Genomic DNA, 19716 nt, shown 5'->3' with positions numbered 1-19716 from the left:
ATCTTTTATTTCTGACGGGGCCTTCCCCTGATCCTAAAGCACCCGTTGAAATTTAGTGTGATTTTCCGAGTTCTTTCAAGGCTTCTTTATGCAGGTTGGGTCTTGTGCCAACCGTCTTGTTCCTGTTATATAAAGCGATTGTTTCGTAGACGATACATCCGATCAGTATCGCGGCGATTACAAGCACCTGGATCTCTGTTTTCTTAAAGATCGCCTTCAGAAGTGCGATTGCAACCAGTGAAACCCATGTCCATATGACACTTCCTTTACCGCCATTGATTGCGGTTCCGCCGATGATGGTAGCGGTCAGGGCGATCATAAGAGGGCTGATTCCTTTCTCACCCATTGTGATTCCGGCCGTTCCTGAGTAAATTCCGTTCAGCGCCCCGCCCAGTGCACATGCTGCGGAAGAAATGACGAATGCCATTGTTGTCACGCCGTCGCTCTTGATTCCTGCCAGCCATGCCGTCTCAAGGTTGCCGCCGATCATGTATACGTTGCGGCCGAATCTTGTGTAGCGCAGTACGATCATGACGATGAACACAACCAGTGTTGTAATCAGGAAATAGGTGGAAAACGGCAGGAAACCAACCGGTGTGTCATTCAGCACATCACTGAATGCATAATCTTTTCCGATACTGAGTTCTTCACCACCTGTGTAGATATACATGGAGCCTTTTAATACGAACTGCATACCCAGCGTTGCGATAAAGGAGTGTATCTTTAACTTTGTAACGAGGAAGCCGTTGATGCATCCTACCAAAACGCCGGCCAGTGTTGCAATCAGAATACATACGGCCCAGGGCAGTCCCTGGTCACCGTGCAGACCGAGGCAGAGCAGGGCTGCAAACGTGGACATATACATAATCGTAAGGTCCATGTGCCCGGCGATCATACATACTGTAAACCCAAGTCCCAGCCAGATTACAAGGCTTCCGTTTCCCGTAGCGGCACTAATGTTGTACATGGTGTAAAAATTATCTACAAAAAGACCAATTATCAATATCAGAGCCAGGAAAAGATAAGATCTGTTTTCATTAATTAAGTTTGCACTAATTTTAATCTTCTTATTTTTCATTATGCTCTACCCAACTTTCTGTTAGAATATGTGTTCAGCCATACAATGAACAGGAAGACAAGTCCCTGTACCAGGTACTTTTCATATGTTCCCAGACCGATCCAGGAGAGGATATTGTTTAGGATTCCATATGCAAGCACGCCCCCGAAGGTCCCGACTACCGAGCCTTTTCCTCCGTTTAAGAGACATCCTCCGAGAAGGACGGCTGTCAGACATGAGAAATCATATCCTGTCCCGTTTTCATAGGAAGCGGTCTTACGCAATGCTGCGAAGAAGATTCCCCCTATGGATGCACAGACTCCGTTGATGATATACGCCGTTACGAGCGTCTTTGTACAATTGATTCCGGAAAACTTCGCTACTTCGTAGTTCGTTCCGATCAGTTTCAGCTTCTGTCCAAATTTTGTCTTGGAATGAATGAACCATGCAATCACCATCATCACGATCATGACGATTGCCATCAGGGAAATGTATTTCCCAATGTAGGTCCTTGCTATAGAGAAGAATGTATTAGCCGCATTCTGTGCGAATTCTGTATCCTTTGCAACTTTATCTGCATAAAGCTGTTTTCCTTCCCAGATAACTCTTACGATACCGGAAAGCAGCAGGTTGAACCCCCATGTCCAGATGATCGGGTTCGCCCTGAACTTTCCGATCATGAATCCGTTGACAAGGCCAATCAGTGCACCTGACAGGATACCAATCAGAATTGCAACAGGGAATCCGAAGTTGATGGTCTGCACTGCCATCATGCCTCCTACCGCCATTGTCAGTGGGATGGACATGTCTGTCATGTTGCCGGAATATGTAATAAAGATCAAGCCTGAACTGACCATGCCGATCAGGGCAACCGCTTCCAGAATAGACTGGATATTGCTGGCTGCAAAAAATGTTCCTTTCGAAACAATCAGGCCGATAATGATCAGAGCTACGACTACAACATAGATTCCCAATTTATTGAAAATGAGACTGAACTTATTGATTTCCGTCTTTCTGGTATCTACTTTTGGAGTGTTTGTATTTGGATTTTTATTTATTTGTTCTGACATGATACGTACTCACCCTCCCCATTTGCTGCAATCAACAGTGCGTTTTCGTTAATTCCTTCTTTCGGAATTTCACCGATGATATGCCCTTCTCTTAAAATAACTGCACGGTCACATAAACCTACTACCTCAGGCAGGTCACTGGAAAGAAGAATACATGCATTTCCCTGGGAAACGTATCTCTTCACAGCATCATGGATAACCTGTTTTGCATTGACGTCAACACCTCGTGTAGGTTCATCCAGAATCAGAATATCTACGTCCGCCGCCAGCCATTTTGCCATCAGCACTTTCTGCTGGTTACCACCGGAGAAGCTGTTTACCAGTCTGTCCCTGTCTGCCGGGTATACACTCATTTCATTGATTCTCTCATCGACAAGGTCATTCTGCTTCTTTGCCTGATAAAGGATTCCGGGCCCACATTTATCAATAATGCATGCCGTCACATTGTCGGACACAGTCTGCGGAAGCGCCAGACCTACGACTTTTCTGTCTTCTGTCAGATATCCGAGGCCGCCCCTGATAGACTCTCCGAGGTCTTTGAAATGAACTTCTTTGCCGTGGATATATACCTTGCCCCCGTCGGTCTTGTCAACGCCTGTCAGGCCTCTTGCGATTTCTGTTCTTCCGGATCCTGCCAGTCCGCAGATGGCGAGTACTTCTCCTTTATGGAGGTTGAAGTTAATATGGTGGAAAAATCCCCACCTTGTAAAATCTTCTACCCGTAACACTTCTTCATCTGTTACCATGCTCTTGTGGTCAGCGTAAAAGCTTTTTACCGGTTCACCGACCATGCATTCAACGAGCTGTTCTGTATTAGTCTCCGTAATCGGGAAGGAATCTACCAGCTTTCCGTCCCTCATGACCGTTACCATATCGGCTATTTCAAAAATCTCTCCCAGATGATGGGAAATATATACGATGGCCAGCCCCTGTTCTTTCAGGTTTCTCACGATGTCAAACAGCCTGTTGACTTCCTCGCTGGACAGCGCACTTGTGGGCTCATCCATAACAAGTATCTTAGGTTCGAAGCCCAGTACCTTTGCAATCTCTACCAGCTGTGCATCACACTGGCTGATCTCGGATACATCCAGCGTCGGGTCGATATCATCCAGACCCACACGGTGGAGCAGTTTTTTCGCCTCCTCAATCGCCTTTGCCTTGTCGATAAACAATGCATTCTTCTTCGGAAGACGTCCAACCAGAAGGTTCTCATAAATAGAAATTCTTCTTGCAAGAGACAGTTCCTGATATACCATTCCAATTCCATATTCTCTGGCGAGATTCGGTGTATGCACCTCTCTCTTTTCCCCGTCAATATAAATCTCTCCTGTGTAGTCATTAAAAAGTCCGGCGAGCATTTTCATCAGAGTTGATTTACCAGCTCCATTCTCACCCATGAGGGCATGTACCTCCCCTGCTCTCACTCGGAAATCGACCTGATCTACAGCCAATGTTCCGGGAAACCTTTTGGACACTTTTCTCATGTCCAATGCATACGCTTCATTTTTAGATGCGTTACCCATGCTGATTGCTCCTTTCGTATAGCGCTTGTGACGTATCGGAACCGATACGCTATTTATTGATTTCTCCGCCGGCAAAGCCCATCACATAATTGTGACGCTTCACCGCGGCTGCATCCGGGTTAATTCAGAACTTCCCTCACCTTTTCGGCAAATGCCTTTCCAAGTCTTTCATGATATTGCGGCTCCATGTGGACCCCGTCCTTTGTGGAAGCCTCCCCGTACTGTGCCGCATCCATGTAATGAAGTCCGTTCGCTTCTGCAAACGCTTTGTATGCCTTTGCAAAACCCAGCGACCGCTCATAGGCGCCGTCCCCAAACATATCATAGAAGAGTACATTGTCCCTATATGCCGGATTGATCAGGATCGGTGACACAAGCAGCACTTCCGGTTTTTTGCCGTCCATCGGCACTGTCTTAAGCACATCCAGATAGCGTCCAAATCCAAAGGCAATCGTCTCCGGATTCACTGCAAACCTTGCCTTTAAGTCATTGGTTCCCAGCATCAGGATGATCAGGTCAAGAGGCGACTGCGAGTCGCAGCAGGGTGCGAAATAGGTGATTCCGGCAAGTCTTCCTTCCACTACATCGTCGTGTACAGAAGTCCGCCCGTTATAACCTTCCTCAATCACCTGGTAATCCTCCCCGAGTTCCCTCTGAAGGACACCTGTCCAGCGTACATCCTGCGGGTGCCTTGCACTGTCTCCGGGAATTGCCCCCCATGTATTCGAATCTCCAAAGCATAATATCCTTTTTTTCATAAACAGCTCTCCTTACGATTACATGAATTTCTTACGCGCATCATACAGCGCGATGATATTTTCCACTGGGACATCGCCTTCAAAATCCTGACTCGGTCCCAGAATATATCCGCCGTTTACATTCATCGTCTCGATAATGTACTCTGTTTCTCTCCGGACCTCCTCCGGTGTACCAAACGGGAGCAGGCGCTGGGTGTCCACACCTCCCTGAAAGCAAATCTGGTCTCCAAAATCCCTTTTCAGAGAATCTACCTCCATCCCCTTCACCTTCTGGATCGGCTCGAGTCCGTCTGCGCCACAGTCGATCAGGTTCGGAATAATCGGCCTGACCGCGCCGCAGGAATGCTGGAGATAGTAACATCCGTATTTATGGGCAAGCTGTACAAGCTTTTTTGTATTCTCTGCGAAATATTCGTCCCACATCTGTGGGCTGAACAACAGGCTGATCTGTGTCCCGTAGTCATCACACGGCCGGATCAGGTCGATTGCCCCATCCCCTGCTTCAAACATCCTCTCGTACAGTTCCATGTAAAAATCACTGTAACGGTTCAGCATCGCCTTGACGAGGTCCGGTTCATCAGCCATAAGCATATAAAACTGTTCCGCCGGGTACATTTCCAGAAATACCTGATAAGGTCCCGGCCATCCGATGCGTATCGCCTTATCTTTATGCTTATCACAGAACCGCTTTACCGCCTCATAATCGAAGTCATCCGGGTCCGGCCAGTCATGGAAAGCGAGGAAATCCTCCATCGTCTCCACATGCTGCATCGGCCGCCAGATCGTGTGATTGTTGTACTCCACACCATTCCATTTTTCCACATACCGCTGCCCGAAGGGGTGCGTATGTACGACCTCCCCGTTTGCATTCACATAATCGGGCTTTTTATTTCCGATGTATGGCGGAATATCCATAATCCTCGTATCAATTTCCAGAATATCCATGACTTCATCCTGAGTCTCAACCCGGAAATATTCTTTCATCTTGTCCCAGGCAGTCTCAACCGCCTGCATTGTAGCAGGGACACGGTCAGGAGTTTTGTGTTCAAATGCCGCCCTGACGCGTTCTTTACTTGTCATCATCCCGATCCCTCCCTTACGTCCTTTACTTGATAAGTCCATTATAGAGAGGTGGAATAGTAAATTCAATTAAAATTAAATTTTAAATTTAAACGTTTAAATTTAAATCATGCTAAAAATGTAGGAGTTGTAACACTATTTAAGAAGTTTAGAAGAACACCTTTAGAAGAGACAAATGGGGGGCAGATGCTGTTCCATATGCCCCCAAAACAGATTATTTTGCAAAATCCCCAGCTACCCTCATGGCGATTTTCTCCCATTTGAAGAGTCTTTCAGGATCATATCTTACGGTGGAGATATCCTTGAAAATCAGCTCTACATGAGATCTTCCTTCTGTCAGGTCCATGAAATCACGGATTTCTTTTTCAGCCTGGGCCTCGTCAAAGATATTTCCGGCTACTATAGCGGGGTTCGGTTTTCTGCTGATGACATAATCGGTGCCGATATCTTCTATAATACGCCCGCTTTTACACCACGGAGAAACGGATATCTTGCGCAGGTTCGGGATTCTTCTTAAGTAACTGACTTTTAAATCCAGAGGTTCGCAGCAGCCGTAGTATGTCAGGCCGAATCTTTTCAGCCATTTCAGGTCGTGTTCTATTGCAAAGTCCCAGTGCATCTGGGGGGATACAGTTGAGAATATCTGGGCGTTGGAACACCCCCACATATTTTTGGCAAGAACGTGGCCGGGGTCATAGTCCGTTCCCGGAAGTTCTGTTGTGTAACCATATCCGCCGGAGCCGACACGGGTATTGTTACAGTCCAGCGAAAGAAGGTTCTGCTCTTCAAACTGGTCAAGTTCTGTCATCCATGCCTGCACCATTTTTTCATAAATGTCATGGACCATGTCCGGGCGCATGACCAGATCCATGATCGCCTCCTGCACGCCCCACCAGCGGATCAGGTAATCCCACGGAGTATACCAGATGTGTGTCTGCCCGACCTTTTTCACTGGTATGATTCCTTCAAATATATCGCACATGGCATCATAGGAATACTGGGTAGCTTTCTCAAAGTGGGTGACGACCGGCATCTTGATTTTTTCGATGTCTTCCGGCTCTTTGATCTGGATTTTAAAATGCCGGGAATAAATATCATTCTTATCATCAGTCATAGCCGTGTCCACATCCTCAACGATACCAAAATCTGTGGAATGGATCGCCAGCGGGCACTCGATAAACGGGCTGACTACCATGTCCCCGCGGAAATGGTCCCACTGGAAAATCGTCCTGCGCAGTGTCTCTTCCAGATTCCTTGCCCAGGGATGTGTACAGCGAACCGTAAGTTCCTCGTTTACATTCATCTCATGCCACGGCACTTCGTTGATCCAGACCATCGGTTTTACAGATTTCTTATCATTTAAAAGCGTCCAGTTCCTTGCATTAATTTCATTGATTTTGTCACCGGATATTTCTGCAATCCGGCCTCCCAGCCGTCTCAAAATATCCTTATCCCCACGGGATAATACAATTTCTTTCTCTTCCGGTACTACCGGTCTGTGTGACGGGTCGTGCAGCATAGCGGTTCCTCCTTTGGCATATATGGTTTCCTTTACTTTCCTGATCAAACCTTACCACCCCATGCAAAAAGCCACAACTTTCGGTTGTGGCTTCATGGTTGCCCGATGTGACTTATTCTTTCTGACATCTTCTTTTTTATGGTTCTGTGCAGGCACGGCGCTTCTTATATTCTCCGGGTGTGACTTCCATGTACCGCTTGAATGCTCTGGTGAATGCCTTTTCATCGCTGTAGCCGCATTTCTCTGCCGCCTCACTGACAGTGGCGCCCTCCAGCAGGGCCTTTGCCCCGACACTCATTTTTCTCGTATAGACGAACTGCCGGGGACACATCTTAAAGATTTCCTTGAACCGCCTCGTGAAGTAGGAACGTTCCATTCCCGCACAGGCCGCAAGCTCCTGAATCTCCGGGTCATCGGCTATGTGCTCATCTATATAAGAAAGGACCCGGTTCATGCGCCTGCTTCCCGTGCGGTAGAGGGTCAGCCGCTGTTCCAGCCTTTTCAGGAAAATATCAAAGAGCCGGTTCACATCTTCAAAGGAGGCAGGATCTCTCTGGATGACTTGGATGCTTTTCAGCAGGTAGTACAAGTCCTCCCCTTCACAGATCTCGACAGCGGTGAAATCCCTCCCCATAGACAGATCCAGTTCTACATGGAACCAGAGGACCTCCAGCGGGTCTTTGACATCGTGCCTGAGGGAATAAGACTGCATGACAGGAAGGATATAAAGCCAGCCCTTTTTCAGTTGTACTTCCTCCTCCCCCTGCCGGAACCATGCCTTCCCCCCGCAGACATAATAAATACGGTAAAATGTGGCACATTCCCCCGTCATCCCCCAGTCTGAAGGACAAAGCGTATAATCATTCATCAGGATCTGAAAACGATAGTGCATAGAGTTCCTCCTCATAATTTGAGATTATTTGAAACGTTTTACTTTAACATTGACTTTTCATTTTCCTTATGACAATATAATGTTGGGGTCAAAAATATTTTGACCCCTGATGCCTACGGATTTCTCCGCACTTCGTGCTCCCAAAATCCTAAAAACATTCGAAATCCGCCCTAATCGGGCTACTTTCTCATGTTTTACGGGTCCCAAAGTCATTCAATTGCATGCGAGCATGCATTGAATGACCTTTTGACCCTGGCATTATAATATTATAGTATACTTTGTTCGTTTACTCAATTGAAGGAGGAACTTTTATGGCGACTTTGAAAGATGTTGCAGAACGGGCGGGCGTCTCCATCGCGACTGTCTCAAACTGTCTGAATAATACAAAGAGTGTGAAGCCGGCCACCAGGACCAGAATCATGAGTGTCATCGAGGAACTGAACTATATCCCCAATGCTTCTGCCAGGAACCTGAAGTCAGAGACATCCCGGGAGATTGGCGTTGTTTTTCCGGATATTGATGACTCATGTCACTCAGATATTCTAAAGGGGATCATCTCACGCGCTGAGAGCATGGACTATTCGCTGAATATTTCATTTTCTTACCATACGCCAAAGCTGGAACGCAAGATTATTGACCAGCTTATCGGCAGGAATGTAGCCGGCCTGATCCTGATCTCCTGCCAGCCGGACAACGTGGAATACTTTCAGAACAGTATCATCAGGCATAATGTGCCTGCCGTTTTCCTGGAGCATTTCCCGGACAGTATCGACGCCAACTTTCTGGCCTTTGACAACTATAATTCCTGCTATTATCTGACGAAGAAGCTGATCGAAAACGGATACACGAATATTAAGCTCATGATCGGACACAGTGAGTTTTTTACAGAAAGGGAATGCCTGCGGGGATTCAGTGATGCGCACGATGATCTCGGTCTGGATTTTTCTATGAATCAGATGATAGAGACGCGTTTTACGACAGAGTCCGCGTTCCGCAAGGCCATGTTCAACATCGTGGAGGAGCCGCCCCAGGCGATCATAACCTCTTCCTATCCGCTTGCCAAAGGAATCATAGAGGCCTTTAACCTCTGTTCCATAAAAGTGCCGAAAGACACCTGTATTATCACTCTGGGGGAGGAATCCTGGAACGAGTCCAATTATCTCCCCAACCTGATCCATACCTCACGTACGGCACACACAATGGGAATCCGCAGTATTGATGTCCTGATGAAGAACCTGCATGAACCTGCATTTTTCGAGAAAGAATTTATGCTGTTCAAGGACAATGTCATCGGAAGCCACCTGAATATCCCGAAGGCGCCTGCCCCATATCATTCTGTCAGAACGCCGAAGCGGACACTGCGCATCATCGCCACATCCATGCCGACAATCCTGTCACTGCATGCGGTATCGCGGGAATTCGAGCGGCAGCACGAGGTAAAGATTGAATTTGACTTTGTAAGCTACAGAGAACTAATTGAAACGATTGTATCTGACAGTAAACGGGAAAAAGGCAGATATGATATCTATATGTTTGATGTATCATGGCTCACTTACCTTGCCAATCTGGATGTACTTACAGATATTACCGAACTGATGACCTCGAATGAGCTGTTCAGCAAACATCTGGTCCCGAAAAATCTTGCGAATGCCTGCTATAAGGGACGTTTTTACGGTTTTCCGATCGTAGGAGGCTCCCATATTCTTTTTTACCGGAAGGATTTGTTCGAGCAGCCCACGATACAGCACCAGTTTGAATCACTCTATAACATGCCCTTACGTCCGCCAAAGACATGGAAGGAATTCAACGGGATCGCCCAGTTTTTCACAAAAAAATATAATCCTTACTCTCCGACACTGTACGGAACTTCGATCATCGGCAGTGTCAATGAAGAGTTTGCGCTCGAACTGCAGATCCGGCTCTGGAGCTTTGGCGGCGGGCTTTTCGACAGTTCCGGGCGGCTGAAGCTGGATACCCCGCAGAATATCAAGGCGCTGCAGAGCCTGCTTGATACGGCTATGTATACGGAAAACGGCATCTCAGATACCTCCATCAATTCCAGTTTTTACGACTTCGGGAGCGGACGGACTGCCATGCTTTTGTCCTTCACCGAATATGGTACTCTCATCAACGACTGCCTGCATGGAGATATTATCACCAAGATTGATTACAGCATGGTCCCGGGACAGACGCCTGCCAATGTAGGATGGCATATGGGTATCAGCAGGACTACCCGCCATACCGAACTGATCGCGAACTATTTTAAGTGGATCTGCCAGAAGCAGACAAGTTACTATATGACTACGCTAAACGGGCAGTCTACCGTCCTCCACCCTTACGAGAACCAGGAGATACTAAGACTTTACCCGTGGATGAAACTGAATACAAAATGTTTCGAGAAAGCACGCAACAGAATCTATCCTTATCAGAGTGCAGAACGGATCATTCCCCCATACGAAATCGAGACGATCCTGCAGGATGTCTGTCAGAAAGCCTACCGAAAAGAACTCACTGTTCAGGATGCACTGAGGCAGGCAGAAAAAAGGATACAGGCACTTTTTAAACTGAAAAGTCTTTAACTGATACTAACACATACTCGGGAAGTCTGGTTGGATAATCCCTCCCCGACTTCCCTCATTTGTTGCTATTCACGGCCAGAGTCCATGCATAGCACCCCTCATTTATCTATACTTACCACCATAACGTACCTCACAGTCTTTACGGAAAAACGAGATTCCATAACTGTCTATCATACGGTATCCTTCTGTCCGCAGCTCCTCCATATATCCGCGCCCGGATATCTGTTTTACCGCTTTTTGTGCATCCTCCTCTAATTCATCAATCCCCTTAGAAATCTTGACTTCTATGATAAATGCCCTTCCCCGCAGAGATGGATTTTTTACGATCAGGTCTGAACGGCCGTTTCCTGATTCCCGATTGGACTTCACCAAATAAGAATCGCTCTGACTTAATATTCCTGCCAGAAAACCATGATAAAAATTCTCCGCACTGTCGTAAAAACTAATCGTAGACAACAATTGTTCACTAAGGATCTCTCCCATTTTTTCTGCATCCCCATCTTCCATAGCCTTGTACAGATCCCGGAAATCCCGTTTCTTTATACACTCCCGGAACCAGTTCAAGATGGTATTCTGGTAGATTGTCTTTACTTCCGTATTTGGGATACGCACCTTTAAGAAGATAGACGATTCCTTAAAATATTCGCTCTCCTTAGTCAAATACCCAGTAAAATAAAGGAAATTCCACAGATTTTCTCCATTTTGATCCATATCTGCATAAGTAATTTCTTCATGCACCTGAATATCCATTGACTTTCCGGCTAACAGCATTTCAATCTGCCCCTTCATTTCCCGGTCCGCACGCGCAACCATGTTCTTAATGATTTCATTAGAACTGGTGTTAATCCAATAAGGGCGGGGAAACGCGTCTGCGTCTGCATCTAAATCATATAAGAATTTAATCAGGCTCCACGGATTATAGACTTCCGTATTACCGAACTGGTATCCATCATACCATTCCTTCACGTCCGCGAACCGCCTGTCTCTTCCGTAATAAGACATTGCCTGTTTAACTTCAGGCTCAGTAAAGCCAAAATGCTCGCTGTACTTCTTATCTAATACGGAAATGAGATTCAGATGGTTCAGTCCGGTAAAAATACTCTCTTTGGATATTCTGAGACATCCGGTAATCACTGCAAACTGCAGGCAGTCATTTGTCTTTAGCACCGATTCAAAAAGGGACCTTATAAAGCCAGCCATCTTGTCGTAAAATCCGGCAAAATACGAGTTTTCCAAGGGCACATCATATTCATCCAGAAGAACAATGACCTTTTCATTCATTGCCATATATAAACATCGGCTTAGAAACTTCAGTGAGCCGGAATATGCATCGTATCCTGCCTTCCTGTCTTTTATATCCTGAAACATCTGTTTATCCGTATCCGAAAGGGCATCCGATTCTAAAAGAAAGTCATGCCTCTGAAATTCTTCAGCAATTTCTTCCCTGATCTTATAGTATGCCGATTCAAAAGTCTCCTGCTTCGATGATTTAAGAGTCAGGTTAATGACTGGGTATTTTCCCATCTGTCCAATATATTCTTTGCCTGCCCCCATAATTTTCAGCCCCTTAAAAAGTGCCGCATGTTGGGTATTTTTCTCCTGAATTCCCGTGTCTTCAAAGAAATATCTGAGCATGCTTAAATTCAGCGTTTTGCCAAACCTCCTCGGACGGGTAAACAGATTTACCTTTCCCTTTAGGTCCAGCAATTCCTTTATAAACAAGGTTTTATCTACATAATAATAATCATTTATAATAATATCCTCAAAGTTATCAACACCAATGGGTAATGCTTTTTTCATTCTCTGCACCTCCAGCATTTTAAACAGAATCTTATTCCATTATAGCAGATGCCCTGTCCGAATTATACCTTATATTTTCGACACCAGTACAGCCCGCTCAAGCCGGCGGATTGTTTCACTGATTGCCTCCATACGGATTCCGGAATAGTTAATGATCAGAATGTGTTCCCGGGTTTTCTGCGGATTCCTGCAGTACTCGGAAAAACAGGCCAGGTCTATCCCCTGCTGCCTTGCCCTTGCTACCAGTTCCTCATCCGTCAGGACGGTATCCAGTATTAAGAGGAAATAGGTTCCTGCCTCCGCCTCCTGAATTTTTGCGATATCTTTCAAAGAGGAATTTTCAATTTCCTGAATCAGCCTCGTCTTAAGTTTCCTGTAAAAGCTGCGCATCCGGTTCAGATGGCGCCCGAAATATTCTTCCGAGATAAAGCGGGCCAGCGTGTGCTGTTCAAAACAGGACACGGTGCAGGAAGAATAGCACATCTTCTCAACGTATTTTTTCATCAGATTTTCGGGCAGCACCATGTAGCTGATGCGGATGGACGGCACGATGCTCTTTGAAAATGTATTGAGGTAGATCACACGGCCGGATTTGTCCATTGCATACAGGGCCGGGCTCTGCTTGTTTACATAGCGGAACTCACTGTCAAAGTTATCTTCTATGATGTAGCCGCCCGTTTCCGCGGCCCAGTTCAGCACCTCCTGCCTGCGCCCCACGGGTGTAACGATACCGGTCGGAAAATGGTGCTCCGGGGTGGCATGCAGGACATCACAGCCGCTTTCCTTCAGGGAACTGACCGATATTCCCTTTTCATCCATGCTGATCTGCCTCCAGTTCACCTGATTTCTCTCAAACAATTCATATGTATAAGAGTAGCCGATTTCCTCCAGCCCGTAGCACCTTCCCGCACCTAATATCTGGAAAAGCTGCTGGTATAAAAATTCCGTCCCCGCCCCTATGATGATCTGGGACGGAGATACATGCATCCCCCTGAACCTACGCAGGTTTTCCGCGATGGCCTGCCGCAGCTCCAGCACCCCTCTGCACGGAACTGCTTTTAAGAGTTTCTCGTCCCTTGCCGTGATGACTTCTCTCATTAGTTTGGCCCAGATAGAAAATGGAAAATGCTGCATGCCTATACGGTTGCACCGCAGGTCTGCGTAATAAGGACTGTCCGTATCTTCCCTATATAATCGGACTGGTGCCGCTTGTTCCTGTATGCCCTGCGCTTTCAGCCTGCTGACATAATATCCGCTGCACTCTACAGAGTAGATATACCCCTCCAGCATCAGCTGTGCATAGGCATTTTCAACAGTCACGACACTGATCCCGAGCCGGGATGCCAGCATGCGTTTAGACGGCAGCTTCTCCTCTGCCTTCAGTTCCCCCCTCAGGATATCTTCCCTGATACAATGGTACAAATATTCATAGATCGGCATCTTTCCCCGTTTTTCAATCTCGCAGGTTACCATCTGAGCCTCCAACTGATCTTATTTTTTATTAGCAAACTGATCATTTTAATCATGTCAATTTCTATTATAATGAGTATTATCAGAACTGTAAAGGAGGAACAACACTATGGGAATATATGCAATTACGGGAGGTTCCGGCGGAATCGGGGGCCAGACGGTAAAACTTCTGAAAGAAGCCGGACACGAGGTCATTAATATTGACCTGAAAGGCGGCGACATATCCGCGAATCTGGCTTCGCCCGAGGGACGCAGGGAAGCTATTGAAGAACTCCATCAGAAATGTCCGGAAGGGCTGGACGGTATGATTTGCAATGCCGGCGTATCCGGGGCTGTCGGGAATCTGCAGCTCATCGTTTCCCTGAATTATTTTGGAACCATTGAAATTGCAAAGGGCGTGTCCGGTCTGCTCCGCAAGAAAAAGGGCTGTTGTGTAGTGACCTCTTCCAATACCATCTCGCAGGGCGCCGGCCGGATGGACCTTGTGGACTTGCTGAATAATTCAGGCAATGAGCAGATGATTCTCAATCTCATCAGCAAATGGGACCAGAAAGATTTAACCGTCGGCAACAGTATCTATGTAGCAACCAAGTATGCACTCGCCCGCTGGGTCCGCAGGATTTCTTCCTCCTGGGCAGCCCGTGGTGTGCGTGTCAACGCAGTCGCTCCCGGAAACGTACAGACACCTATGACCGCCGCCCTCCAGGGAAGCGCCCGCGATGCACTCAATGCGCTTCCAATTCCTGCACGCTTCGGACAGGAAGCACTTATGGAGGCCGAAGAGATCGCCGGGGCCATCGTGTTCCTCACATCCAAATATGCCGCCGGCATCAATGGAAACATCCTGTTCGTGGACGGCGGGACCGATGCATTACTGAATTCTGAGAAAGTTTATTAGGAGGAGCCGCTATGAATATCATTCAGAAATATATCGAGACTATGGAAAACAGAGACTATGAAGGACTTGCCGAGCTGTTTGACTGTGACGGGACCCTCGTCGACCACTGCCCGAACGGGACCTCCCAGCCGGAGTACCATGTTTACGGAAAAGAAGCGATCAATATGTTTTTCAGGAATAAATTCACATTCGGGAAATTCTCGATCTCCGAGGCAGAGATTATTGATGAAAGACACGCGAAGTTTGTGGCGAACTACTCCGGGTATATGGTAATGGCGATTGCAACAATACGGTATACAAACGAAGAAGGTTTGATACAGAAACTATCGGTAAGGCCAAAGTAAGATAAGGGGATTGGCAGAAGTGGAGGTTTCCGTGATTTTGGAAACCTCCACTTCTATGTTTATTTATCCCACCCGCATACCTTCATTTTCTCCATGACAAGGGCAGTGACCCTCTCTCTGCCCGCAGCTCCCAGCTTTTTCGGGTCAATCGTACCGGGATGCTTTTCCAACACTTCTTTTATCCCATCCGTGAAAGCCACGCGCAGCTCTGTAGCAAAATTGACTTTGCAGATTCCAAGCCTAATACTCTCTCTTACTGCCTCATCAGGCACACCGGATGCACCGTGGAGTACCAGTGGGACAGATACTTTCTCCCGAATCTCCTGAAGCCGTCCAAAATCCAGCTTTGGCTCCCCTTTATAGAAACCATGCGCGGTCCCGATGGCAACCGCAAGGGAAGAGATCCCGGTTCTCTCTGTGAACACTTCCGCCTGCACGGGATCTGTATAGGCATCACCGCTGCCTCCGTCCAGATCGTCTTCTTTCCCTCCTACTTTTCCCAGCTCCGCCTCAACAGGTATTCCCACACTGCTGCACATCCTGACTACTTCGGCCGTTATCTTGACATTCTCCTCAAAGGGCTTCTGCGAGCCGTCTATCATAACCGATGTATATCCTGCATGAACCGTCCTGACCGCCAGGGCGTAATCGGAGCCGTGGTCTAAATGAAGCGCTGCACACACTCCTGCTTCTTCTGCCGCACAGGCAGCATTCGCATAAAAATATTCCGGTGAGGCATACCTCAGTGTAGATGGGGTGGTCTGCATGATGACAGGCGCATCCAGTGCTTTGGCAGCCGCGATAACCGCCTGTACCATTTCCATGTTTTCCACATTAAATGCCCCGACAGCATAATGCTCCCTCTGGGCCTTTAACAGCATTTCTTTCGTTGTAATTAATGGCATGTTTTTTCCTCCTACCCTTTCACGCCGCCGACAGTTAAACCTTCTACAAAGTTCTTCTGTGCCAGGCTGAAGACAATAACAATCGGTACAATCATCATGACGGATGTCGCCATGATCAGGTCTGTCTGTGTCCCCCTGTCACTATAGAAGGAACCGATACCTACCGTCAGTGTGAACAAATCACGTTTGCTGACAGAAATCAACGGCCACAGGTAAGAATTGTAACTCGCCATAAACAGGTAGATAAACAATGCCGACATCATAGACTTTGCCATTGGAAGCGCAATCCTGAAAAACCGTTTAAAATGCCCGCAGCCGTCCATCTCTGCTGCCTCCAGATAGGCATCCGGCAGATCAAGGAAGAACTGCCTCATCAGGAAGATTCCAAAAATATTCACAAAGTAAGGTACGGTCAGCACGAAATAACTGTTTGTCAGTTTCATTCCCGCCATCAGTTTATACAGCGGAATCATCAGCGTATCGTAAGGCACCATCATGAATGCCAGAATACACATAAATACGAAGTTTCTTCCCTTGAACCGGTATTTCGCAAACGTATACCCGATCAGCCCGCTGGTCAGCACACCAACCACTGTATTTAAGATACTCGTCCCGAGACTGTTGAGATAATAGCGGATAAACGGTATACTGTCCAGTACCCTCTGGTAATTCGTCATTACCCATTTGTGCGGATACATCGTCGGAGGCATCTGCAGTAATTCAGACTGTCCCTTGAATGCTGAAATCAGCATCCAGTATAATGGGAGAATCATAAAGACAGCTCCGGCAGTCATAATTACAACACCAATATAAAATCCGATAGAATGTTTCTTCTTCTTTTTCATCGCCTATACCCCCTGTCCCTTATAATGCTTTGCTTTCTCTTTCCGTTCTCTTGTAATGATCCACTGGATCATACTGAAGAACAGGATAATCAGCATCAGGATTATGGACATGGCAGATGCATAACCGATGTCGCTGTTCTTGATACCTTTATTCATAATGTGCAGCAGCATTACCATCGTACTCGTTCCCGGGGTCCCCTTCGTCAGTATCTGGACCGGTGCAAAGAACATGAATGCGACCGTTGTGGTCATAACGCATACAAATAAAATGTTATTCTTAATCAGCGGGAGCGTAATCCTGAAAAACTTGGCCAAAGGGCCTGCCCCGTCAACCTCCGCCGCCTCATAGTAGCTCTTGTCGATGCCCCTTATCGCCGCCAGCAGGATGACCGCATAATAGCCGAAAATAGACCAGATCTGTACAATACACAGACAGATAAGCGCCTGGCTGGCCGATGTCAGGAATGGCTGCGTCTTCATCCCCAGTGCATCCAGAATCGCATTAAACAAGCCGTAGTTTTTATTGTACAGCCAGTTCCATACAAGACTGATTGCAACCGCAGAAATGACAGACGGCAGGAAATAAATAAATGTAAAAATCTGCCTGAGCTTATTTCCCAGCGCATTTAAGCCCGCTGCCAGCAGGATCGCCAGAATGACCGTCGAAGGCACAATAACCAAAGCCGTTACGACCGTGTTTTTCAGCGAAATAAGAAATGTAGGGTCCTTTGTGAATGCCTTTATGTACTGGTCAAATCCCACGAATTTATAGGTGGGATAGGCCATATGTGCGTTTGTAAAACTATACATAATCACAGAAAAAAAGGGGATTATGAAAAATATCAAAAACCATATAAAGGTGGGTACCAACACGCAAAACAGGAATATGCTCCGTCCCCGGTTCCGTTTCGTGCCTATTAACTTTCCCATAAAAGTCCTCCTTGCTTATAGCATCTATTCCGTTCTATTTTAATTCAACTGTATAGTGGAATACTTCTCCGTTCACGATACTCTGGCAGTATTCAATGATGTCCGCGCCGCTGTATGTCACACGGGTCAGGTTAATCGCCGCATCATTTACCATCACATTCATGTCTCTTGCATCTTCCCTGGAAATGTTTACCGCTGAGAAGGTTTCAATTGCCCGCTCCGGAAATACGTGGAACATACGCAGGGTCTTATACAGCCCGTTTTTATCTACTAATTCCCCGGTCAGCTCCGGTACGAATTTTACCGGGATGTATGAATGCTCAATGGCGTATACCTTATTATCCATATATCGTATCCGCTTAATCCAGAATACTTTTTCTTCTGCCCCTATCTGAAGTGGTTCTCTGATAAAGGCCTCCGGAATAATCTCCTGAAACACAATTAATTTTGCAGTTTCTTTGATACCCATTGTTGTCAGCTCTTCACTGAAAGAATAGAACTTATGCAGTTTCTGTCCGATAGAGCGGTTTAATACAAATGTTCCCCTGCCTCTCTTTTTCACGAGATATTTCTCATTCTGCAGTTCATCTATCGCTTTACGCACGGTAATATTGCTTACGTCAAACATTTTTGCAATTTCCGCCTCAGAGGGAATCCTGCTTCCCTCCGCCCATTCGTTTGCCAGTATTTTTCTTCTGATTTCTTCTTTCAGCTGGTAGTAAAGTGCAACAGGTATGTCTTTTCTGATTACGTTCCCGCCTGCCATAATTTATCATCCTTTTTTAATTATTTTGTATATCCCTTTCGGAAACACGGGAACCAGTTTTTATATCTCATATATCGTGATTCCCTGTACGACCCTGTTGACATCGCCCTTTGGACACGGATTGTCGGTCGTATATCCCTTGTCCAGTGATTTTTTCATCGAAAGCAGCTGGGTGAATACAAGTGAGAATATATATGCCCCCATCTCGGAATCTTCTGGAAGTTCTTTTGGAATCTGATAGACCACTTCGTAGTCTTCCCCTTTAATCTCTTCTTTAACAAAATCCGGTTTTATAATAACCACCAGATTCTTCTGTTTCTCCCTGATGATCTCGCTTACCAGATCTACATCATACTTTCTGCTGTACTCTTTGTTTGATATGAAATGTATCGTAAGGGTCTCTTCATTAATAACTGTTTTTGGCCCGTGGCGAAAACCGGTCGGTGCATCATATCCTGCATGTACATAGCCGTCTGAGAGTTCCATAGACTTGATGGATGCTTCTCTGGCCAGTCCCTTCAGCGCACCTGTTCCCAGCCAGATCAGTCTGCGGTAGTCATTTTCTGCAATCGCGCCCGCCTTGTCGGCCAGTCTGTCAATCTGCGCCTCCACCGCCTCTGCCAGAACAGTTACATATCCCGTATATGTTTCCATCTCTTTATAATGGAACAGACACCATGTCGCAATGCTCATACAGCTTACAGAGCTTGTCATTGCAAAACCCTTATCACAGGTTTCCTTTGGCAGGTCAAGGACCAGGGACTGTTTTGTCTCATACCCGCATCTGGCAAGGCTGCTGTTTTTATCGCATACGATCACGATATTGTACAGATTTTTCACCCGTTTCTGTGCAAAACGTATGGCGGCAATACTCTCCGGGCTTTCACCTGACCGTGCATAGGAAATCAGGAGTGTCGGGGTGTCAAACAGCGTCTCATCCGGTGCGCTGATGATATCCGTTGTATGTACGTTCTCTGTACGGATTCCCAACTCTCCCGCTAACATGTATAAAAATGTCTCTCCTACAAATGCGGATGAGCCTGCGCCCGTTGTCACGATCCGTAAATTTGGAACAGACATGACCTGATCCATAAACGCTGAGATTTCGTCTTTTCTCTGCATTAGTGTATCTGCCAGCTGGCGCCATACTTCCGGCTGCTGTGCAATCTCAGTGACGGTATGGATACAGTGGTTCTCTTCATAATAAGTGAGTGGTTTTCCAAACAATTCATTCTTCATTTTTCTTTTCTCCCAGTCATTTTTGTTTCTGTTGTTTCATG

17 protein-coding genes are annotated in these 19716 nt (G+C 46.6%); 3 read left to right on the top strand and 14 right to left on the bottom strand.

What is annotated here, in order from left to right; genetic code table 11:
- Window positions 1-52: 52 nt before the first annotated feature.
- From A8806_RS14790 to A8806_RS14760, 7 genes are all read right to left on the bottom strand, one after another.
- Window positions 53-1078, bottom strand: coding sequence for an ABC transporter permease (locus A8806_RS14790; RefSeq protein ID WP_109731985.1), 1026 nt, complete (start codon window positions 1076-1078; stop codon window positions 53-55).
- Window positions 1078-2127: an ABC transporter permease gene (locus tag A8806_RS14785; RefSeq protein ID WP_109731984.1), complete on the bottom strand. Its 1050-nt coding sequence runs from the start codon at window positions 2125-2127 to the stop codon at window positions 1078-1080. The genes A8806_RS14790 and A8806_RS14785 overlap by 1 nt, the downstream gene beginning before the upstream one ends.
- Window positions 2112-3650, bottom strand: coding sequence for a sugar ABC transporter ATP-binding protein (locus A8806_RS14780; RefSeq protein WP_242996111.1), 1539 nt, complete (start codon window positions 3648-3650; stop codon window positions 2112-2114). The genes A8806_RS14785 and A8806_RS14780 overlap by 16 nt, the downstream gene beginning before the upstream one ends.
- A gap of 119 nt (window positions 3651-3769) precedes the next feature.
- On the bottom strand, window positions 3770-4408 hold the full coding sequence (locus tag A8806_RS14775; protein WP_109731983.1) for an SGNH/GDSL hydrolase family protein: 639 nt from the start codon (window positions 4406-4408) through the stop codon (window positions 3770-3772).
- An 18-nt stretch (window positions 4409-4426) separates the two neighbouring features.
- A complete protein-coding gene (locus tag A8806_RS14770) occupies window positions 4427-5491 on the bottom strand; it encodes a uroporphyrinogen decarboxylase family protein (protein ID WP_242996109.1) in 1065 nt (354 codons plus the stop codon).
- Window positions 5492-5702: 211 nt separating this feature from the next.
- On the bottom strand, window positions 5703-7055 hold the full coding sequence (locus A8806_RS14765) for a hypothetical protein (RefSeq protein ID WP_242996107.1): 1353 nt from the start codon (window positions 7053-7055) through the stop codon (window positions 5703-5705).
- Window positions 7056-7143: 88 nt separating this feature from the next.
- Window positions 7144-7899 carry an AraC family transcriptional regulator gene (locus tag A8806_RS14760; RefSeq protein WP_181368739.1) on the bottom strand — a complete coding sequence of 252 codons (756 nt, stop codon included), beginning with the start codon at window positions 7897-7899 and terminating at the stop codon, window positions 7144-7146.
- A 311-nt stretch (window positions 7900-8210) separates the two neighbouring features.
- On the opposite strand from A8806_RS14760, the gene A8806_RS14755 reads away from it, so the two are divergent.
- Window positions 8211-10478 carry an extracellular solute-binding protein gene (locus A8806_RS14755; protein ID WP_109731980.1) on the top strand — a complete coding sequence of 756 codons (2268 nt, stop codon included), beginning with the start codon at window positions 8211-8213 and terminating at the stop codon, window positions 10476-10478.
- A 102-nt stretch (window positions 10479-10580) separates the two neighbouring features.
- Here A8806_RS14755 and A8806_RS14750 read toward each other — a convergent pair whose 3' ends face one another.
- Window positions 10581-12278, bottom strand: coding sequence for an AAA family ATPase (locus A8806_RS14750; protein WP_109731979.1), 1698 nt, complete (start codon window positions 12276-12278; stop codon window positions 10581-10583).
- 69 nt (window positions 12279-12347) lie between these two features.
- Entirely contained in the window at window positions 12348-13751 is a 1404-nt protein-coding gene (pdxR, locus tag A8806_RS14745) for a MocR-like pyridoxine biosynthesis transcription factor PdxR (RefSeq protein WP_109731978.1), read from the bottom strand.
- 106 nt (window positions 13752-13857) lie between these two features.
- Between pdxR and A8806_RS14740 the strand changes: the two genes are divergently transcribed.
- The gene (locus A8806_RS14740) at window positions 13858-14646 is read left to right on the top strand and encodes an SDR family oxidoreductase (RefSeq protein WP_109731977.1); all 789 of its coding nucleotides are present in this window, start codon (window positions 13858-13860) and stop codon (window positions 14644-14646) included.
- 11 nt (window positions 14647-14657) lie between these two features.
- Window positions 14658-14990, top strand: a complete 333-nt coding sequence (locus tag A8806_RS14735; RefSeq protein WP_109731976.1) for a nuclear transport factor 2 family protein — start codon at window positions 14658-14660, stop codon at window positions 14988-14990.
- Between the two features lie 59 nt (window positions 14991-15049).
- On the opposite strand, the gene A8806_RS14730 is transcribed toward A8806_RS14735, so the two are convergent.
- Genes A8806_RS14730 through A8806_RS14710 form a run of 5 tightly spaced genes read right to left on the bottom strand, consistent with a single transcriptional unit; the run spans window position 15050 to window position 19675 of the window.
- The gene (locus tag A8806_RS14730) at window positions 15050-15895 is read right to left on the bottom strand and encodes a class II fructose-bisphosphate aldolase (RefSeq protein WP_109731975.1); all 846 of its coding nucleotides are present in this window, start codon (window positions 15893-15895) and stop codon (window positions 15050-15052) included.
- An 11-nt stretch (window positions 15896-15906) separates the two neighbouring features.
- On the bottom strand, window positions 15907-16740 hold the full coding sequence (locus A8806_RS14725; protein WP_109731974.1) for a carbohydrate ABC transporter permease: 834 nt from the start codon (window positions 16738-16740) through the stop codon (window positions 15907-15909).
- A 3-nt stretch (window positions 16741-16743) separates the two neighbouring features.
- Window positions 16744-17670, bottom strand: coding sequence for a carbohydrate ABC transporter permease (locus A8806_RS14720; RefSeq protein WP_109731973.1), 927 nt, complete (start codon window positions 17668-17670; stop codon window positions 16744-16746).
- A 34-nt stretch (window positions 17671-17704) separates the two neighbouring features.
- Window positions 17705-18436 carry a GntR family transcriptional regulator gene (locus tag A8806_RS14715; RefSeq protein WP_109731972.1) on the bottom strand — a complete coding sequence of 244 codons (732 nt, stop codon included), beginning with the start codon at window positions 18434-18436 and terminating at the stop codon, window positions 17705-17707.
- A 60-nt stretch (window positions 18437-18496) separates the two neighbouring features.
- Complete coding sequence (locus A8806_RS14710) at window positions 18497-19675, bottom strand: SIS domain-containing protein (RefSeq protein WP_109731971.1); 1179 nt, start codon at window positions 19673-19675, stop codon at window positions 18497-18499.
- Window positions 19676-19716: the final 41 nt, after the last annotated feature.

The organism is Faecalicatena orotica (assembly GCF_003149245.1).
Taxonomy (GTDB): Bacteria; Bacillota; Clostridia; order Lachnospirales; family Lachnospiraceae; genus Faecalicatena_A; species Faecalicatena_A orotica.
This window is presented reverse-complemented; position numbering and strand designations above follow the sequence as displayed.